This is a genomic window from Geopseudomonas aromaticivorans (assembly GCF_019097855.1).
Classification (GTDB): domain Bacteria; phylum Pseudomonadota; class Gammaproteobacteria; order Pseudomonadales; family Pseudomonadaceae; genus Geopseudomonas; species Geopseudomonas aromaticivorans.
Window position 1 is genome coordinate 56633 of the sequence record NZ_JAHRGL010000062.1, and the last position, 16319, is coordinate 72951.

Annotated in this window: 13 protein-coding genes; 7 read left to right on the top strand and 6 right to left on the bottom strand. The window is 67.7% G+C overall.

Annotated elements, in window-relative coordinates:
• Positions 1 to 3 precede the first annotated feature (3 nt).
• The 7 genes from KRX52_RS17535 to KRX52_RS17565 all read left to right on the top strand — a co-directional run bounded on the left by KRX52_RS17535 (position 4) and on the right by KRX52_RS17565 (position 9422).
• Positions 4 to 975 carry a DUF58 domain-containing protein gene (locus KRX52_RS17535; protein ID WP_217683031.1) on the top strand — a complete coding sequence of 324 codons (972 nt, stop codon included), beginning with the start codon at positions 4 to 6 and terminating at the stop codon, positions 973 to 975.
• Positions 972 to 1478: a DUF4381 domain-containing protein gene (locus tag KRX52_RS17540; protein ID WP_217683032.1), complete on the top strand. Its 507-nt coding sequence runs from the start codon at positions 972 to 974 to the stop codon at positions 1476 to 1478. The genes KRX52_RS17535 and KRX52_RS17540 overlap by 4 nt, the downstream gene beginning before the upstream one ends.
• A complete protein-coding gene (locus tag KRX52_RS17545; RefSeq protein ID WP_217683033.1) occupies positions 1471 to 2481 on the top strand; it encodes a vWA domain-containing protein in 1011 nt (336 codons plus the stop codon). The genes KRX52_RS17540 and KRX52_RS17545 overlap by 8 nt, the downstream gene beginning before the upstream one ends.
• Positions 2478 to 4217, top strand: a complete 1740-nt coding sequence (locus KRX52_RS17550) for a VWA domain-containing protein (RefSeq protein WP_217683034.1) — start codon at positions 2478 to 2480, stop codon at positions 4215 to 4217. Before KRX52_RS17545 ends, KRX52_RS17550 begins: the two co-directional genes overlap by 4 nt.
• Positions 4214 to 5875, top strand: a complete 1662-nt coding sequence (locus tag KRX52_RS17555) for a BatD family protein (RefSeq protein ID WP_254797655.1) — start codon at positions 4214 to 4216, stop codon at positions 5873 to 5875. Before KRX52_RS17550 ends, KRX52_RS17555 begins: the two co-directional genes overlap by 4 nt.
• A 399-nt stretch (positions 5876 to 6274) precedes the next feature.
• Positions 6275 to 6721, top strand: a complete 447-nt coding sequence (locus KRX52_RS17560) for an SRPBCC family protein (RefSeq protein WP_217683036.1) — start codon at positions 6275 to 6277, stop codon at positions 6719 to 6721.
• Between the two features lie 718 nt (positions 6722 to 7439).
• Positions 7440 to 9422, top strand: coding sequence for a S8 family peptidase (locus KRX52_RS17565; protein ID WP_217683037.1), 1983 nt, complete (start codon positions 7440 to 7442; stop codon positions 9420 to 9422).
• Positions 9423 to 9722: 300 nt separating this feature from the next.
• On the opposite strand, the gene KRX52_RS17570 is transcribed toward KRX52_RS17565, so the two are convergent.
• The 6 genes from KRX52_RS17570 to KRX52_RS17595 form a co-directional block, all read right to left on the bottom strand.
• Positions 9723 to 10442 carry an ABC transporter ATP-binding protein gene (locus KRX52_RS17570; RefSeq protein WP_217683038.1) on the bottom strand — a complete coding sequence of 240 codons (720 nt, stop codon included), beginning with the start codon at positions 10440 to 10442 and terminating at the stop codon, positions 9723 to 9725.
• Positions 10439 to 11311, bottom strand: coding sequence for an ABC transporter ATP-binding protein (locus KRX52_RS17575; RefSeq protein ID WP_217683039.1), 873 nt, complete (start codon positions 11309 to 11311; stop codon positions 10439 to 10441). Before KRX52_RS17575 ends, KRX52_RS17570 begins: the two co-directional genes overlap by 4 nt.
• The gene (gene livM, locus KRX52_RS17580; RefSeq protein WP_217683040.1) at positions 11308 to 12585 is read right to left on the bottom strand and encodes a high-affinity branched-chain amino acid ABC transporter permease LivM; all 1278 of its coding nucleotides are present in this window, start codon (positions 12583 to 12585) and stop codon (positions 11308 to 11310) included. Before livM ends, KRX52_RS17575 begins: the two co-directional genes overlap by 4 nt.
• Before the next feature lie 2 nt (positions 12586 to 12587).
• Entirely contained in the window at positions 12588 to 13502 is a 915-nt protein-coding gene (locus tag KRX52_RS17585) for an ABC transporter permease subunit (RefSeq protein WP_217683041.1), read from the bottom strand.
• Positions 13503 to 13645: 143 nt separating this feature from the next.
• Positions 13646 to 14770, bottom strand: coding sequence for a branched-chain amino acid ABC transporter substrate-binding protein (locus KRX52_RS17590; protein WP_217683184.1), 1125 nt, complete (start codon positions 14768 to 14770; stop codon positions 13646 to 13648).
• Between the two features lie 213 nt (positions 14771 to 14983).
• The gene (locus tag KRX52_RS17595; protein ID WP_217683042.1) at positions 14984 to 16207 is read right to left on the bottom strand and encodes a benzoate/H(+) symporter BenE family transporter; all 1224 of its coding nucleotides are present in this window, start codon (positions 16205 to 16207) and stop codon (positions 14984 to 14986) included.
• Positions 16208 to 16319: the final 112 nt, after the last annotated feature.

Genomic DNA, 16319 nt, shown 5'->3' on the forward strand with positions numbered 1-16319 from the left:
CCCATGTACGCCGACATGCTGCCCCCCGGGGTGATGATCAGCCTCGCCGAACTGCTGGAGATGCGCCATCGCCTGAGCGAGGTGCAGCTGTTCTCCAGCGGCCAGCGGCGCAGCCCGCTGATCGGCCTGCACCACTCGAAGCTGCGCGGGCGCGGTGTCGACTTCGACCAGGTGCGCGTGTACCAGGCCGGCGACGACGTGCGCAACATCGACTGGCGAGTCACCGCACGCAGCCAGGAGCCGCATACCAAGCTGTTCCACGAGGAGCGCGAGCGCCCGGTGTTCCTGCTCGTCGAGCAGAGCCCGCGGCTGTTCTTCGGCAGCGGCCTGTGCTTCAAGTCGGTGCTGGCCGCGCAGACCGCCGCGCTGTTCGGCTGGGCCGCGCTGGCGCACAACGACCGCATCGGCGGCCTGGTGTTCAACGACCAGCAGTGCAGCGAGATCCGCCCGCGGCGCAGCAAGCAAAGCCTGCTGCAGCTGCTCGGCCGCGTGGTCCGCGCCAACCAGGCGCTCGGCGCGCCGCTCGACGCGGCCGCCAGCAGCGACGGCTTCGGCCAGGCCCTGCGCCGCGCCCGCGAGGTGCTGCGTCCGGGCAGCCTGGTGCTGGTGATCTGCGACGAGCGCACCCTCAACGAGGTCGCCGAACAGCAGATCGGCCTGCTTTCCCGGCACTGCGACGTGATCCTGCTGACGCTGTCCGATCCGCTCGACCACGCCCTGCCGGCCGCCGGCCTGCTGCGCTTTTGCGACGCCCATGCGCGCCTCGAGCTGGATACCAGCGATGCCGAACTGCGCCAGGCCTGGCGGACCCGCGGCGAGGAACGCCAGCAACGTTGGCAGCGCCTGGCGCAGAAGCTCGGCGTGCTGCTGCTGCCGCTGTCCACCCAGCGCGACCTGATCGAACAGCTGCGTGAACAGGTCATGCCGCAGCAGCTGTCCCAGCAGCGCGCCACGCCGGGGGCCACCTCGCCATGAACCCGCTCGACCGGCTGGCCGCGCCGATCCTGCCGCCGCCGCCCGATTTCTGGCCACCGGCGCCCGGCTGGTGGCTGCTCGCCGCCCTGCTGCTGGCCGCCCTCGCCCTGCTCTGGCAACAGCGCCGACGCCTGCAGGCCTGGTGGCAGCGCCGCTACCCGGCCGCGGCGCCGGTCGTCACGCTCGACCCGCAGCGCCAGGCCGCGCTGGACGAACTGCAACGCCTGCCGCGCCCCTACGACGGCGCTCCCGCCGGCCCCTGGCTGCAGGCGCTCAACGCCCTGCTCAAGCGCCTGTGCCGCGCCCACTATCCGGACAGCCACAGCCATACCCTGAGCGGCCGCGCCTGGCTGGCGTTCCTCGACAACCGCTGTCCGGCCGCCGGCCTGACCCGCTGGATGATCCTGGTCGAGGGCACCTACCGCGCCGACTGCCGGCTCGACGACAAGGCGATCAGCGGGCTGCAGCAGTCCGTGGAAACCTGGATCCGCAAGCATGCTTGAGCTCGCCTGGCCGTGGACCTTCCTGCTCCTGCCGCTGCCCTGGCTGCTGCGCCTGCTGCTGCCGCCGGCCGACAGCGGCGAGGCGGCGCTGAAGGTCAGCTTTCTCGACGAGCTGGAAAGCCTCGCCGGCCGCCGCGCCCGGCCGCGCCTGCCGGGCTGGCGGCGGCAGGCGCCGTTCGCCCTGCTGTGGCTGCTGCTGGTGCTCGCCGCGGCCCGCCCGCAGTGGCTGGGCGAGCCACTGCCGCTGCCCAGCAGCGGCCGCGACCTGCTGCTGGCGGTGGATGTCTCCGGCTCCATGGACTACCGCGACATGCAATGGCAGGGCGAGACCATCAGCCGCCTGAGCCTGGTGCAGCACCTGCTCGGCGAGTTCATCGCCGGCCGCAACGGCGACCGCATCGGTCTGATCCTGTTCGGCAGTCAGGCCTATCTGCAGGCGCCGCTGACCTTCGACCGCCACAGCGTGCGCCGCTGGCTGGACGAGGCGGTGGTCGGCATCGCCGGCAAGAACACCGCCATCGGCGACGCCATCGGCCTGGCGGTCAAGCGCCTGCGCCAGCGGCCGGCCGACAGCCGGGTACTGATCCTGGTCACCGACGGCGCCAACACCGGCGGCGAGGTGGCGCCGCTGACCGCCGCACGCCTGGCTGCCGGTGAGGGCGTGACTCTCTACACCATCGGCATCGGTGCCGACGCCGAACAGGCCGGCGCGGTGGGCCTCTATGGCCTCAACCCGGGCCTCGACCTCGACGAGCCGCTGTTGCGCGATATCGCCGCCGCCACCGGTGGCGAATATTTCCGGGCCCGCTCCCAGGACGAACTGCGTGCCGTGGCCCGGGTGCTCGATCGCCTCGAGCCGGTGACCCAGGCGCCGACCACCGTGTACCAGGCCACGCCGCTGTATCCCTGGCCACTGGCGGCCGCCGTGCTGCTCAGCCTGCTGCTGGTGCTGCACGAACTGTGGCCGCAGTGGCCGCCGCGACTGCAGCGGAGACGCCGATGAACGATCTGCTGCCACACCTGGCCCGCCCCGCCTGGCTGTTGCTGCTGCCCCTGTGCGGCTGGCTGCTGTGGCGCCTGTGGCACCGCAAGCGCCGCCTCGGCCGCTGGCAGGCCCTGCTGCCGCCGGCCTTCCAGCCCTGGCTGCTCAGCGGCGGTCGCGGCCGGCAGAATCGCCGGCCGTGGCTGCTGCTCGGCCTGGCCTGGCTGCTGGCCCTGCTGGCCCTGCTCGGCCCCGGCTGGCAGCATCTCGAACAGCCGACCCACCAGCGCAGCGATCCGCTGGTGGCGATTGTCGAGCTGACCCCGTCGATGCTCGCCGCCGACCTCGTTCCCAATCGTCTGGAGCACGCCCGGCGCAAGATCCTCGACCTGCTCGCCGCGCGCGGCGAGGCGCAGACCGCGATCGTCGTCTACGCCGGCAGCGCCCACGTGCTGGTGCCGCTGTCCGACGACCTGGCCACCGCGCAGAACCTGCTGACCGCGCTGACGCCGGGACTGATGCCCGAACCCGGCCAGCGCGCCGACCTGGCCGTGCAGCGCGCCCTCGAGCTGCTCGACCAGGGCGCCAACGGCCATGGCCGCCTGCTGCTGCTCAGCGGTGAGCTGAGTCCGGCCGAGGAGGACGGCATCCGCGCCGCCCTGGCCGAGCGCGACAACCCGCTGCTGCTGCTCGGCGTCGGCACTCCGGCCGGCGCGCCGGTGCCCCTCGAGGATGGCGGCTTCCTCAAGGACGTCAGCGGCGGCATCCTCCTGCCACGCCTGGCCAGCGAGCAACTGGCCAGCTTCGCCGCCAGCCTCGGCGGCGGCTACGCCAGCCTGCGCCTGGACGACGGCGACCTGGCCAGCCTCGGCCTGCTGGCCAGCGCCGGCGAGCGCCGCGCCGCGGCGGAGCGCCTGCAACCCCTGGCGCGCTGGGCCGACCAGGGCCACTGGCTGCTGCTGCCGCTGCTCCTGCTGGCCGCCTGCGCCGGGCGCCGCGGCTGGCTGTTTGCCTTCGCGGCGCTGCTGATCAGCCCGCCACCAGCCTACGCCTTCGACTTCGCCGATCTCTGGTGGCGTGCCGACCAGCAGGGCCAGCGCCTGCTCGAGGCCGGCCGACCGGCCGAGGCCGCGCAGCGCTTCAGCGAACCGCAGTGGCGCGGCCAGGCGTATTACCAGGCCGGCGACTACGCCGCCGCCGCCGCCGCCTTCGCTCAGGGTCGGGATGCCGCCGCCGCTTACAACCGCGGCAACGCGCTGGCCAAGGGCGGCGAGCTGGAGGCCGCACTGGAAGCCTACGACCAGGCCCTGCGCCGCGATCCGCAACTGGCTGCGGCCCGCCACAATCGCGAGCTGGTCGCCGAGCTGCTGCAGCAACGCCAGCAGGCCGCCGCCGAGCAAGCCGCCAGCGCCGACCAGCAGGCAGCGACCGAATCGGCCTCCGCGAGCGGCGGCGAGACCGCCGCACAGTCCGCTCAGCGCAGCCCCGGCAGCAGCGAGACCGCGCCCCACCCGCAGGCGGAGTCGACCAGCAGCGCCACCACCTTCGGCAGCGAGGCCGCGCGCCACGAGCAGCTGGGCCAGTCGCCCAGCCCGCCGCAACCAACCACTCGCAACGCCGACGCCCGCCCCCTCGAACAGGGCGAGCAACGCCAGGCTCTGGAGCAATGGCTGCGGCAGATCCCCGACGATCCGGCCGAACTGCTGCGGCGCAAGTTCTGGTACGAGCAGCAGCGCCGTCAGGAAGCCCCGCGATGACCCTCTCCATGCCCACTCACCGGGCAGCCGCCCTGCTGGCCACCCTCGTCCTGCTGCTGGTCAGCCTCGCCAGCCAGGCCGCCGAGCTGCGTGCGCGGGTCGACCGCCAGCAGCTGACGATGGATGAAATCGTCGAGCTGACTCTGGAGAGCGACGATCCGACCCTGTTCGGCCGTCCCGACCTGGCGCCGCTGCAGGAGCAGTTCGAGGTGCTCGACACCCGCCTGCTGACCCGCCCGGCCGACAGCGGCGAGGCATCCGGCCTGTCCACCCGCCTGGTCATCGGCCTGCAACCACGCCAGGCCGGCACGCTGCGGATTCCGCCACTGCAGATCGGCGAGGCGCGCTCGCAGGCCATCGAGCTGGATGTCGCCGAGGCCACCCCAGCGCCCGCCGACGGCGCCGCGGCGCCGGTCTTCCTCGACGCGCGCCTCGACCAGGCGAGCGTCTACGTGCAGGCCCAGGCCATTCTCACCCTGCGCGTCTATCACTCGATCCCGCTGTACGACGACAGCCGCCTGGCGCCGCTGGAAATGACCGACGCGCGGGTCGAGCCGCTGGGCGCGCAGCACACCTACGAGACCCTGATCGACGGCGTGCGCCACGGCGTGATCGAAATGCGCTATGCACTGTTTCCCCTGCAGAGTGGCGAGCTGAAGATTCCCGCACTGCAGTTCAGTGCCACTGCCCCTGACGGCAACGGCGGCGCCCAACCCTTCGCCCCACGCAGCGGCCACGCCGTGCAGCTCAGTTCGCCGGAACTGACCCTGCAGGTCAGGCCGAAACCCGCCGCCTACCCGGCCGACGCCCCCTGGCTGCCGGCGCGGGTGCTGACGCTGAGCGAGCACTGGAGTCCGAAAACCGACAAGGTCCGCGTCGGCGACTCGCTGACCCGCAGCCTGCTGCTGCGCGCCGAAGGCCTGTCCAGCGCCCAGCTGCCGGTACTGGACATGCAGGTGCAGGAACAGTGGCTCAGGCGCTACCCGGAACAGCCGCGACTGAGCAACCGCGACGGTGCCCATGGCGTGATCGGCAGCCGCGAGGAAATCAGCGCCCTGGTGCCGATCACCGCGGGCCGCATCGAACTGCCGGCGCTGGAAGTGGTGTGGTGGAACACCGTCGAGGACCGCCTGATGCACAGCCGCCTGCCGGCACACCGCCTGGAGGTGGAGGGCAACCCGGTGCTGGCGGTGGATACCCCCACGGTGCTGCCGAGCACCGCACAGGAAGCCGAGCAGCTGCTGTGGCCCTGGCAGCTGGCCACCGCCGTGCTCGCTCTGACCACCCTGCTCGGCTTCAGCCTGTGGTGGCGGGCGCGGCGCCTGCCGGCGGTGATCCGCGCCGCGGCCAGCGGCCCCAGCCCGCGCACCCTGTTGGACGACCTGCGCCGCGCCTGCCAGAGCAACGACCCGCACACCACCCGCCAGGCCCTCGACGCCTGGGCCCGCCAGCAACCGGAAACCCTCGCCGACCTGGCCGCGCGCTACGTACCGCTGTCCGATGCCCTCGACGGCCTCAACGGCGCGCTGTACAGCGCCAGCGGCCACTCCTGGCAGGGCGACGAGCTGTGGCAGGCCGTCGGCAGCCTGCCAGTGGCCAACCGCAGCGACAGCACCCCGGCGCCAAGCGGCTCGCTGCCGCCGCTGTATCCGCGCTGAGACGCCCGCTTCGGCAAGCGACTGCAGGCACGAAATTACGTGCCAGGACAGTCGCTGCCGAGATCGCGCGGCGAGTTCAAGGCAGAGCTGAAGTGCGCCTAGGCACGGGGGATGCACGCGCCGAATAACCCGAGGCGTTTAGATCCCGACAAGATCCATCGCTGCAGCGGCCAACTGCTAGCCTCAGCCGTTACAGGGGGCTAGCCCCTGCCACGCCGAGATCGCCTGGAGCCCCGCCACTCACCCGAGCTTCGTCCAACCTGCTGCCAGTGGAGGTGACGAATGAACACCGCACGCCTGCTGACGCTGATGAGTTCGCGGGCAGTTGGCACGGCGAGTTAGGCATGGCTGCACGGCGCCCCGGCCTGCATGCCATCTCCAACGACAGGAAGACTCCCCATGTCGACCCACACCGTCCGACTGCACCGCGTGCTCCGTGCGCCGCCAGAGCGCATCTACCGCGCCTTCCTCGACCCCGACGCCCTGGTCAAGTGGCTGCCGCCGCACGGCTTCACTGCCAAGGTGCATCAGCTGGATGCCCGGGTCGGCGGAACCTACCGGATGTCATTTACCAACTTCAGCACCGGGACCATCACTACCTTCGGCGGCGAATACCTCGAGCTGGTAGCCAACGAACGCATCCGCAACAGCGACCGCTTCGACGATCAGAACCTGCCCGGCACCATGCAGACGACGGTCTCCCTGAGGGGCGTGTCCTGCGGGACCGAGCTGACCATTGTGCAGGAGGGTATCCCCGAGGCCATCCCGGTCGAGTCTTGCTACCTCGGCTGGCAGGAATCGCTCCTGCTGCTGGCGCAGCTGGTCGAGACGGAGATTCCCGACTAGAGGCCTGTGCGGCTAGTTGGTTAACTCAAGTTCGGATGGCCGAGGTTTCCTGCGACGAGCCATGGCAGGGCTATGGCTAGGAGTGGCAACGCAGTATCGGGACCTCGGGCGCAGAAATTGACCAACTGAACTAGCCAAACAGGCCACCAGTCGGTACCCGCCCACAACCATCGACATTCTCACCAACCTTGCGGTCGGGGTTATCCACTGCGTCCTGTCCGTGCGAGCGGCAAGAACCGCCAGATTTACGTCAAGTAAGGAAGGCATCTTCTGATTTGCAGGCAGCACGTGGCGTATTCCCGTCACCCCTCCTACAGTGTTTAAGAAGAGGAAACCCAGCAGCCTTGCTGCCGCGCTAGGGACAACGATCCAGGTCAAAGGCCACACAAAGATCCCGTGCTCGCGGATGCGAGCGCTGGCTCAGTTTGTTCGGAAGTTCCAGGCGCTGTTTGCGTCGTGGGCCATCTACAGAAGTAAGGGCGCGTGTTTGTCTAGAACCTGAACATTGAGGGGCTTAGCCCACTTCGAACTCAATATTTAACAGTTCCATGCTGATACGGCACGGAAAGATGCACTTTCCGCGCGATACAACACCGCACCCAAAGTACGCGGCTTTTCGCGCATTTCGGTAACGCCACAATCCGGCTGCCTAACGGCAACCACTTTATCAGCGTTGAGCAATGGACTGCTGCAGTCGACCACAAGTCGAGGCAAGCGCATGGCAATCCATTTCACGGCGAAGAGCAGCAGGCTGTTGAAAACCAGCTGGTCGACAGACCAGCCCCAGGAAATCCTTGTCCGGATAGAGGCAGGACTTGCTGAGGCGCAGGTTGCGCAGACCATCCGAGACACTATCGCCAAAACTGATAGCAAAGTCGAGGAGATCATCCACCCAGCTGCAGACTCGCCCGGCAACTCCACACTTGTGCGCCTTTCCTTGCCGGTCTGGACGAGCGCCGATCGTGCGATCAGCGTGCTCTCGAAAAGCCCAGGCATCGAATCGGCCGAGATCAACGTACGCGTTCACGTCGACTTCGCCAGCAACGACACCTACTACAAGTCCGGCTACACATGGGGAGTCTATGGGGATGACACCCCCATCGCCAATCCTTACGGCAGCCAAGCCGGCGAGGCCTGGACCCAGGGGATCACCGGGTCAACCAAGGTGGTCACCGGGGTCATCGACACCGGGATCGACTACACCCACCCCGACCTCTACCTGAACGTGTGGATCAACCAGAACGAGATTTCCACGGAGCTGCGCTCCGGACTGGTTGATATGGACCAAGATGGGCTGTTCACCTTCTACGACCTCAACGATGCGCAGAACGCCGGCAGCGTCTCCGATCTCAATGGAAATGGACGGATAGACGCTGGCGATCTGCTCAACGATCAGCGCTGGGAAAACGGCATCGACGATGGCGGCAACGGTTTCGTCGATGACATCGTTGGGTGGGACTTCATCAACAACGACAACGACATCCTCGACGACAACGGGCATGGCACCCACGTCAGCGGCACGATTGGCGCCATTGGAGGAAACGCGGACGGAGTGGCGGGGGTCAACTGGTGCACCCAGATCATGGGACTGAAGTTCTTGGCCGCAGACGGCTCTGGCTCGCTGAGCGATGCGATCAAGGCGCTCGACTACTTCACCGCCGCCGCCAGAGACGCCCAAGCTGGCGAGAACTTCGTGGCTACCAACAACTCCTGGGGTGGTGAAGGTGGCTACTCGCTTTCGCTACATGAGGCCATCGTGCGCGCTGCAAGGCACGACATCCTGTTCGTGTCCGCTGCCGGCAATGGGGGAGCGGACATGCTAGGCGACAACAACGACTATTCCCTCCAATATCCCTCCAACTTCAATACCACCGCCAAAGTGCTGTCCAAGCAGATGGTCGCCAGTTATGACTCGGTGATCTCCGTGGCGGCCCTTACCGACCGCGGATCGCTGGCGGACTTCTCCAACTACGGCGCCAACTCGGTTGACCTGGCCGCGCCTGGCGACATGATCCTGTCGACCATGGCAGGTGGCGGCTATGCTTATGCGAGCGGAACATCCATGGCCACCCCGTTCGTCACCGGGGCCCTCGCGCTCTATGCGTCCCTCGATCCCACGGCCAACGCGGCGGAGCTGAAGGCCGTTCTCCTCTCCAGCGCTGTACAGACTGGCTCACTGTCCGGGAAGGCGCTCACAGGCGGCCGGCTGGATATCAGCGAGATGCTCAAGAACGTCCCCTTTCCCGATCAATTGCCATCCCTTGCGGTTGGCGAGCAGTTGTTTGGCACCCGGCGCAAAGACGACATCATCGGTGGGGACGGCGATGACTTCATCTCCGGAGTGCCGGCCAAGGGCGGGTATCGGGGCAACGGTTCTATAGACAAGCTGACCGGCATGAATGGCGCGGATACATTCGCTCTGGGCGACAGTCGCGGCCTCTATTACAGCAACTCCTCGAACAAGAAACCCGGCCTCAACGACTACGCAGAGATCACGGATTTCTCTCGCGCCGAGGGGGACAAGATCCAGCTCAAGCATGGAACCTACTTCCTCGATCCAATTGCCATCAAAGGCACGGAGGATATCGGCCTGTTTGCCGATACGAACCACAACAATGTCCTCGACAAGACCGATGAGCTAATTGCCATCGTCGGCAACCTCCACACAACGATTTCGAGCGACGACTTCCTCTTTGTCTGACCAAGAAGGATGCTTGCTCAGGCGGGGCAAGGCTGACCTGGCTTGAGCTTTCGGGTTGGAGTATCCAGGAGTTCGTCACCGTTGCTCTTCACTTTGTAGCGAATCCGCTGGATCAGTTGCGCCGGGGCTGTGTCGAGCCCCTCGGTTGGGACCGGCTTTCTGCTGGACATTCTTGCCTGGGTCTTCGACCGCGCCCTTCGTACCCGGTCATGTGATTGACCGTGAGATCCGCCATCTCGATCAGGGCGTTTTCTCTGGCCAGCCGGGCGCTGAGCTGGTGCTGGTGCTGGTGCCGGTGTTTTAGCTGCTGCCGCCCAGATAGGCGCTCCTAACCTCCGGGTTGTCCAGCAGTTCCGCGCCCGTGCCGCTCAGGCGGATCTCGCCGTTGACCAGCACGTAGCCGCGGTCGGAGAGTTTGAGGGCATGGCGGGCGTTCTGCTCGACCAGGAAGATCGTCATCCCGCTGGCCGCCAGTTCGCGCAGGATCTGGAAGATCTGCTTGACCACGATGGGCGCCAGTCCCAGCGACGGTTCGTCGAGCAGCAGCAGCTGCGGGCGGCTCATCAACGCGCGGGCGATGGCGAGCATCTGCTGCTCGCCGCCGGAGAGGGTCATCGCGCGCTGGTTGCGCCGCTCCAGCAGGCGCGGGAACAGCTCGAACATGCGCCGCAGGTCCTCGTCGGCGTGCCGATCACCAATGGCGATGGTGCCCATCAGCAGGTTCTCTTCCACGCTCATGTCGGGGAACACCCGCCGCCCCTCCGGCACCTGCGCCACGCCGCTGGCGGCGACGTGGTGGGCCGACTTGCGGGTGATATCCTCGCCGCGGTAGAGGATCTGCCCGCCACTGGCGCGCGGCTGACCGAAGATCGACATCAGCAAGCTCGACTTGCCCGCGCCGTTGGCACCGATCAGGCACACCGTCTCGCCCTCCTCCACCTGCAGGCTGACCCCGCGCAGGGCCTGGATCGCCCCGTAGCACAGGTCGACGGCGCGCAACTCCAGCAGCGGCACGCTCATGCCAGCTCCTCCTCGTCGACGCCGAGGTAGGCGGCAATCACCTTGGGATCGTGGCGGATCGCCGCCGGAGCGCCCGCGGCGATCACCTCGCCGTGGTCGAGCACCACGATATGGTCGGAAATGCCCATCACCATGCCCATGTCGTGCTCGATCAGCAGCACGCTGAGGTCGTGCGTCTCGCGCAGGGTACGAACGATGGCGCCGAGCGCGGCGGTCTCGGCCGGGTTGAGGCCGGCGGCCGGCTCGTCCAAACACAGCAGCTGCGGGCGGGTGCACATGGCGCGGGCGATCTCCAGGCGGCGTTGCTGGCCGTAGGACAGCTCGCCGGCCAGGCGGTTGGCGCAGTCGACCAGATCCACCACTTCCAGCCAGTAGAAGGCGTGGGCCAGCGCCTGCTCCTCGGCGCGACGAAAGCCGGGGGTGTTGAACACCCCGGCCAGCAGGCTGCGGTTCAGCCACAGGTGCTGGGCCACCAGCAGGTTCTCCAGCACCGACATCTCGCGGAACAGGCGGATGTTCTGGAAGGTGCGCGCCAGCCCCGCGCGGTTGACCCGGTGGGTGCCGCCGAACAGCTTGTACCAGAGGCGGCGAGCGAACTGCCGCGGCCTGACGAAGTCGCTCGGCTGGAACGGCTCGCCGAGCTCCTGCAGCACGTCGGTCGTCTTGCCGCGGGTATCCAGACGGATGCTGCCGCCGCTGGCGCGGTAGAAGCCGGTCAGACAGTTGAACAGCGTGGTCTTGCCGGCACCGTTGGGGCCGATCAGCGCGGTGATCGAGCCGCGGCGCACGCCCAGGCTGACGTCGTGCAGCGCGCGGATGCCGCCGAACTGCATGGCTAGGTGCTCGACGCGCAGGATCTCGTCGCTCATGGCGCCACCCCCGGGCGCACGGCGAAGCCGCGGCGGCTGATGCGGATCAGCCCGCGCGGGCGCCAGATCATCATCAGCACCATGAGCATGCCGAACAGCAGCACCCGGTAGTCGGCAAAGCTGCGCAGCAGCTCCGGCGCCACGGTCAGCACGAAAGCGGCCAGCACCACGCCGAGGGTCGAGCCCATGCCGCCGAGCACAACGATGGCGAGGATCAGCGCCGACTCGAAGAAGGTGAAGGAGCTGGGGTTGACGAAGCCCTGGTAGCTGGCGAAGAACACCCCGGCCAGCCCGGCGGTGGAGGCCCCGAGCATGAACGCCGAGAGCTTGACCAGCACGTGGTTGAGGCCCAGCGCCCGGCAGGCGATCTCGTCCTCGCGCAGCGCCTCCCAGGCGCGGCCGATCGGCATGCGCGTCAGCCGCGTCTTGACGTGCAGCACCAGCAGCACGGTGAGCAGCAGTACCGTGTAGATGAACACGAACTTGAGGTTGGGGTTGTAGGCGATGCCGAGGAATTCGTGGATAGGCACGCCTCCCTCCTTGGCCCGCCGACCGAACTCGAGGCCGAACAGGGTCGGCGCCGGCACCGGCATGCCGTTCGGCCCGCCGGTAAGGCTCAGCCAGTTGTTCAGCACCAGGCGGATGATCTCGCCGAAGCCGAGGGTGACGATGGCCAGGTAGTCGCCGTGCATGCGCAGCACCGGGAAGCCGAGCAGCGCCCCGGCCAGCGCCGCCAGCAGCGCGGCCAGCGGCAGCACGCTCCAGAAGCCGAGACCGAGGTACTCGTAGCCCAGCGCCAGGCCGTAGGCCCCGATGGCGTAGAAGGCCACGTAGCCGAGGTCGAGCAGGCCGGCGAGGCCGACCACGATGTTGAGGCCGAGGCCGAGCAGCACGTAGATCAGGCCGAGGATGACCACGGTGAGCAGGTACTTGCTGGCCAGGAAGGGGAAGACGACTGCCGCCAGCAGCACCAGCGGCACGATCCAGCGCAGCCGCGAGCGCTGCCCGGGCGCCAGCACCTGGACGCCCGCGCCGCTGCCCTCGAAACGCTGCATCCAGCGCCGCCCCGTCGCCGTCTGCAGGAACAGGCCGAGCAGCAGGCGACCGAGCATCACCGCGCCGACCAGCCAGGCGACCCGCGCCGGCTCGAGGTTGAAGCGGTAGCCGTCGAGTACCACACCGACGATGGGGCCGAACACCACCAAGGCGATCAGCCCGGCGAGAATGCTGTCCAGCAGGACATGTCGAATATCCAGCGCGGAAGAGGCCGGCATGCTCACACCTTCGCCACCTGGGGCCGGCCCAGGAGTCCTTGCGGGCGGAAGATCAGGATCAGCACCAGCAGGGCAAAGCTGAACACGTCCTTGTAGTCGGTGTTGACCAGGCCGGAGAACTGCGCCTCGGCGACGCCGAGCAGCAGGCCGCCGAGCATGGCCCCCGGCAGCGAGCCGATGCCGCCGAGCACCGCGGCGGTGAACGCCTTGATGCCGATGACGAAGCCGGCGTAGAAGTCGAAGGTGCCGTAGTTCAGAGTAATCAGCACGCCGGCCAGCGCGGCCATGGCGGCGCCGATGACGAACACCGCGCTGATCACCCGGTCGGTATCGATGCCGAGAATCTGCGCCATCTTGCGATCCTGCTGGGTGGCACGGCACATGCGGCCGAGGCGGGTGCAGTGAATCACCCAAGTCAGCGTGGCCATGCCGGCGAAGGCGGCAATCAGGATGAACACCTTGGTGTAGCTGATCTGCAGGAAACCCTCGCCGATGGGCAGGCGGAAGGCGCCATCGAGCAGGGTCGGCACGCCCTGCTGGCGCGCGCCCTGGCTGAGCTGCACGTAGTTCTGCAGGATCAGCGAGATGCCGATGGCGCTGATCAGCGGCGCCAGGCGCGTGGAGTTGCGCAGCGGCCGGTAGGCGATGCGCTCGATCACCCAGCCGTACAGGCCGGTGACGCAGACGGTGAACAGCAGGGTGATGAAGATCAGCAGCGGAAAGGACTCCAGGCCGAAGAAACTCAGCAGCGCCAGAGCGATGGCCGACAGGTAGGCGCTGATCATGTACACCTCGCCGTGGGCGAAGTTGATCATGCCGATGATGCCGTAGACCATGGTGTAGCCGATGGCAATCAGCCCGTAGACCGCGCCCAGGGTCAGGCCGTTGACCAGCTGTTGCAGGAAGATGCCGTCCATGCGTCGAACTCCGCGAGAGAGCACAGCGTAGGGTGGAAAACGACCGCAGGTCTTTTCCACCTTGCGGCGATTACGGTGGAAAACCGCTGCGCGGGTTTTCCACCCTACGAACCGGAGCCAGCAAACCTTGGCTCAGCCGCGCCTCACGGCAACTGGTGATACTTGCCCTGATCGTCCCACTGGTAGAGCACGTAGTCACTGACCTTGAGGTCGCCCTTGCGATCCCACGCCTTGCTGCCCATCACGGTCGGCACCGAATGGCTCTTCAGCCAGGCGCTGGCCTCCTCCGAGTCGCTCGAGCCGACGCCCTTGAAAGCCGCCGCCATGGTCTGCAGCGCGGCATAGGCGTACAGGGTGTAACCCTCCGGCTCGTAGCCGCCGGCGCGCAGTTTCTCGACTACTGCCTGGCCCTCGGGGATCTTGCGCGGGTCGGCGCCGAAGGTCATGTAGGCGCCCTTGACGTACTGCGGGCCGCCGGCGGTGGTGACCAGCTCGTCGGTGACGATGCCGTCGCCGGAAACGAACTGGGCGCTCAGGCCCTGCTCGCGCATCTGCCGCAGCAGCGGGCCGGCCTCCGGGTGCAGGCCGCCGAAGTAGACCACGTCGACGTTGGCGCCACGCAGCTTGGTGACCAGCGCGTTGAAGTCCTTCTCGCCGCGGGTCAGCCCCTCGTAGAGCACCTCGGTGACGCCGCGCTTGTTGAGCTGCGCCTTGGCGGCATTGGCGATGCCCTGACCGTAGGTGTCCTTGTCGTGGATGATCGCCACCCGCGCGCCCTTCAGGGTATCGACGATGAAGTCGGCGGCGACCTGGCCCTGCTGGTCGTCGCGGCCGCACATGCGGAACACCACGTTGAGGCGCCGGTCGGTGACCACCGGGTTGGTCGAGCCGGGGGTGATCATGAGCACGGCCGCCTCGTCGTATACCGCGGAGGCTGGGATGGTGGACGAGGAGCAGAAATGGCCGATCACCCCGGCCACCTTGTCCTGATCGACCAGGCGGTTGGCCACCGCCACCGCCTGCTTCGGCTCGCAGGCGTCGTCGCCCTTGACCAGCTTGATCGGCTCGCCGTTGATGCCGCCGGCGGCGTTGATGTCGGCCGCCGCCTGGCTCGCCCCGCGCCAGTACTGCTCGCCGATCGCCGCGCTGGGGCCGGTGTGCGGCCCGGCCACGCCGATCAGTATTTCGGCCTGAACCACGGAAGACAGGCCCAGCGCGGCGGACACTGCGAGGGCGAGAAGGCCTTTTCCTGCAATCTTCTGCGACATGGAGGTGCTCCTGGAGATGGGGATGGTCGCTCCCGGCGAGCGACGGGCGTCCGGCAAGGTATGCGCCATGCCGTCCTTCTGCGCAATCGGCATAACGCACTCCACCTCATATCTTTTTAGCCTATGGCGAGGCAGGTCGCCGCTGCCATGAGACGATTTCGCCAAGCTGTCACCATCGCGGAGCACGTACGCTTCCCGTCAGATCGCGACGGCTCAATCCTTGCCTGGCACCCCCAGAGCGACCGCCGGGCCCTTGCGCGGCAGCCAGCCCGACTTGTGCAGGACCAGGTAGGCCAGCGAGCCGAGCACCACGCCCCAGAATGCCGAGCCCAGGCCGAAGAAGCTCATGCCCGAGGCGGTGGCCAGGAAGGTGATCATCGACGCCTCGCGGTGCTCAGCCTCGTGTACCGCACCCATCACGTTGCTGGTGATCGCGCCGATCAGCGCCAGCCCGGCCAGTACGGCGACGAAGGCCTTGGGCATGGAGGTGAACAACAGGATGATGGTGCCGGCGAAGCAGCCGCCCAGCAGGTAGAACACGCCGTTGGCGATCCCCGCGACATAGCGCTTGTCGGGGTTGTCGTGGGCATCCTTGCCGGTGCACAGGGCCGCGGTGATCGCGGCGATGACGATGGTGATGCCGCCGAAGCAGGCGACTGCCAGCGAGGCCAGGCCGGTGACGGCGATCAGCGGCTTGGCCGGGGTGTGGTAGCCGGAGCTGCGCAGGATCGCCATGCCGGGCAGGAACTGCCCGGTCAGGCTGACCAGCACCAGCGGGATGGCCAGGCTCAGGGTGGCGCTCCAGGTCCACTCCGGCGCGATGAACACCGGCAGCGCCAGGCTCAGCTCGATGCCCTGCAGGTTGCTGCCTTCCAGGCCGACGGCCAGGGCCACGCCGACGATCAGCAGCAGCACCAGGCAATAGCGGGGAAACAGGCGTTTGAGCACCAGGTAGGCGCCGATCATGCCGAGCGCCAGGGCCGGCGTGCTCTCCACCGCCTTGAACGCGCCCACGCCGAACTGGAACAGGATGCCGGCCATCATCGCGCAGGCGATGCCCTTGGGGATGGCCTGCACGATCTTGTCGAAGTAGCCGGTCACGCCGATCAGGAAAATGATCACGGCCGCGGTGATATAGGCGCCCACCGCCTGATTGAGGCTGAGCTCGGGGAACAGGGTGACCAGCAGCGCCGTGCCGGGCGCCGACCAAGCGGTCACCACCGGCACCTTGAGCCACCAACTGAGCAGGATGCCGGACAGCGCCGCGCCGACCGAGATGGCCCAGACCCAGGAGGTCATCATCGCCGTGGAGACCTCGGCGCTCTGCGCGGCCTGGAAGAAGATGATCAACGGCCCTGAATAGGAGATCAGCACGGCGAGAAAGCCGGCCGTGACTGCCGAAATCGAAAAATCCTGCTGGATCGTGCTGCGCTTCATTCTGGGTGCTCCCGCCAAGCCTGCCGGCCGGCGCATGGGGCCGGCGATGCTGCAACCTTATTGTCAGCCATTGAATTGATAAAGCCGGTAAAACTGGCAACACTGTTCGAAT

Bases quoted from the DNA above. Each gene is read 5' to 3' on its own strand.
- KRX52_RS17535 (WP_217683031.1), top strand. From the start codon at position 4: ATGTACGCCGACATGCTGCCCCCCGGGGTGATGATCAGCCTCGCCGAA.
- KRX52_RS17540 (WP_217683032.1), top strand. From the start codon at position 972: ATGAACCCGCTCGACCGGCTGGCCGCGCCGATCCTGCCGCCGCCGCCC.
- KRX52_RS17545 (WP_217683033.1), top strand. From the start codon at position 1,471: ATGCTTGAGCTCGCCTGGCCGTGGACCTTCCTGCTCCTGCCGCTGCCC.
- KRX52_RS17550 (WP_217683034.1), top strand. From the start codon at position 2,478: ATGAACGATCTGCTGCCACACCTGGCCCGCCCCGCCTGGCTGTTGCTG.
- KRX52_RS17555 (WP_254797655.1), top strand. From the start codon at position 4,214: ATGACCCTCTCCATGCCCACTCACCGGGCAGCCGCCCTGCTGGCCACC.
- KRX52_RS17560 (WP_217683036.1), top strand. From the start codon at position 6,275: ATGTCGACCCACACCGTCCGACTGCACCGCGTGCTCCGTGCGCCGCCA.
- KRX52_RS17565 (WP_217683037.1), top strand. From the start codon at position 7,440: ATGGCAATCCATTTCACGGCGAAGAGCAGCAGGCTGTTGAAAACCAGC.
- KRX52_RS17570 (WP_217683038.1), bottom strand. From the start codon at position 10,442: ATGAGCGTGCCGCTGCTGGAGTTGCGCGCCGTCGACCTGTGCTACGGG.
- KRX52_RS17575 (WP_217683039.1), bottom strand. From the start codon at position 11,311: ATGAGCGACGAGATCCTGCGCGTCGAGCACCTAGCCATGCAGTTCGGC.
- livM (WP_217683040.1), bottom strand. From the start codon at position 12,585: ATGCCGGCCTCTTCCGCGCTGGATATTCGACATGTCCTGCTGGACAGC.
- KRX52_RS17585 (WP_217683041.1), bottom strand. From the start codon at position 13,502: ATGGACGGCATCTTCCTGCAACAGCTGGTCAACGGCCTGACCCTGGGC.
- KRX52_RS17590 (WP_217683184.1), bottom strand. From the start codon at position 14,770: ATGTCGCAGAAGATTGCAGGAAAAGGCCTTCTCGCCCTCGCAGTGTCC.
- KRX52_RS17595 (WP_217683042.1), bottom strand. From the start codon at position 16,207: ATGAAGCGCAGCACGATCCAGCAGGATTTTTCGATTTCGGCAGTCACG.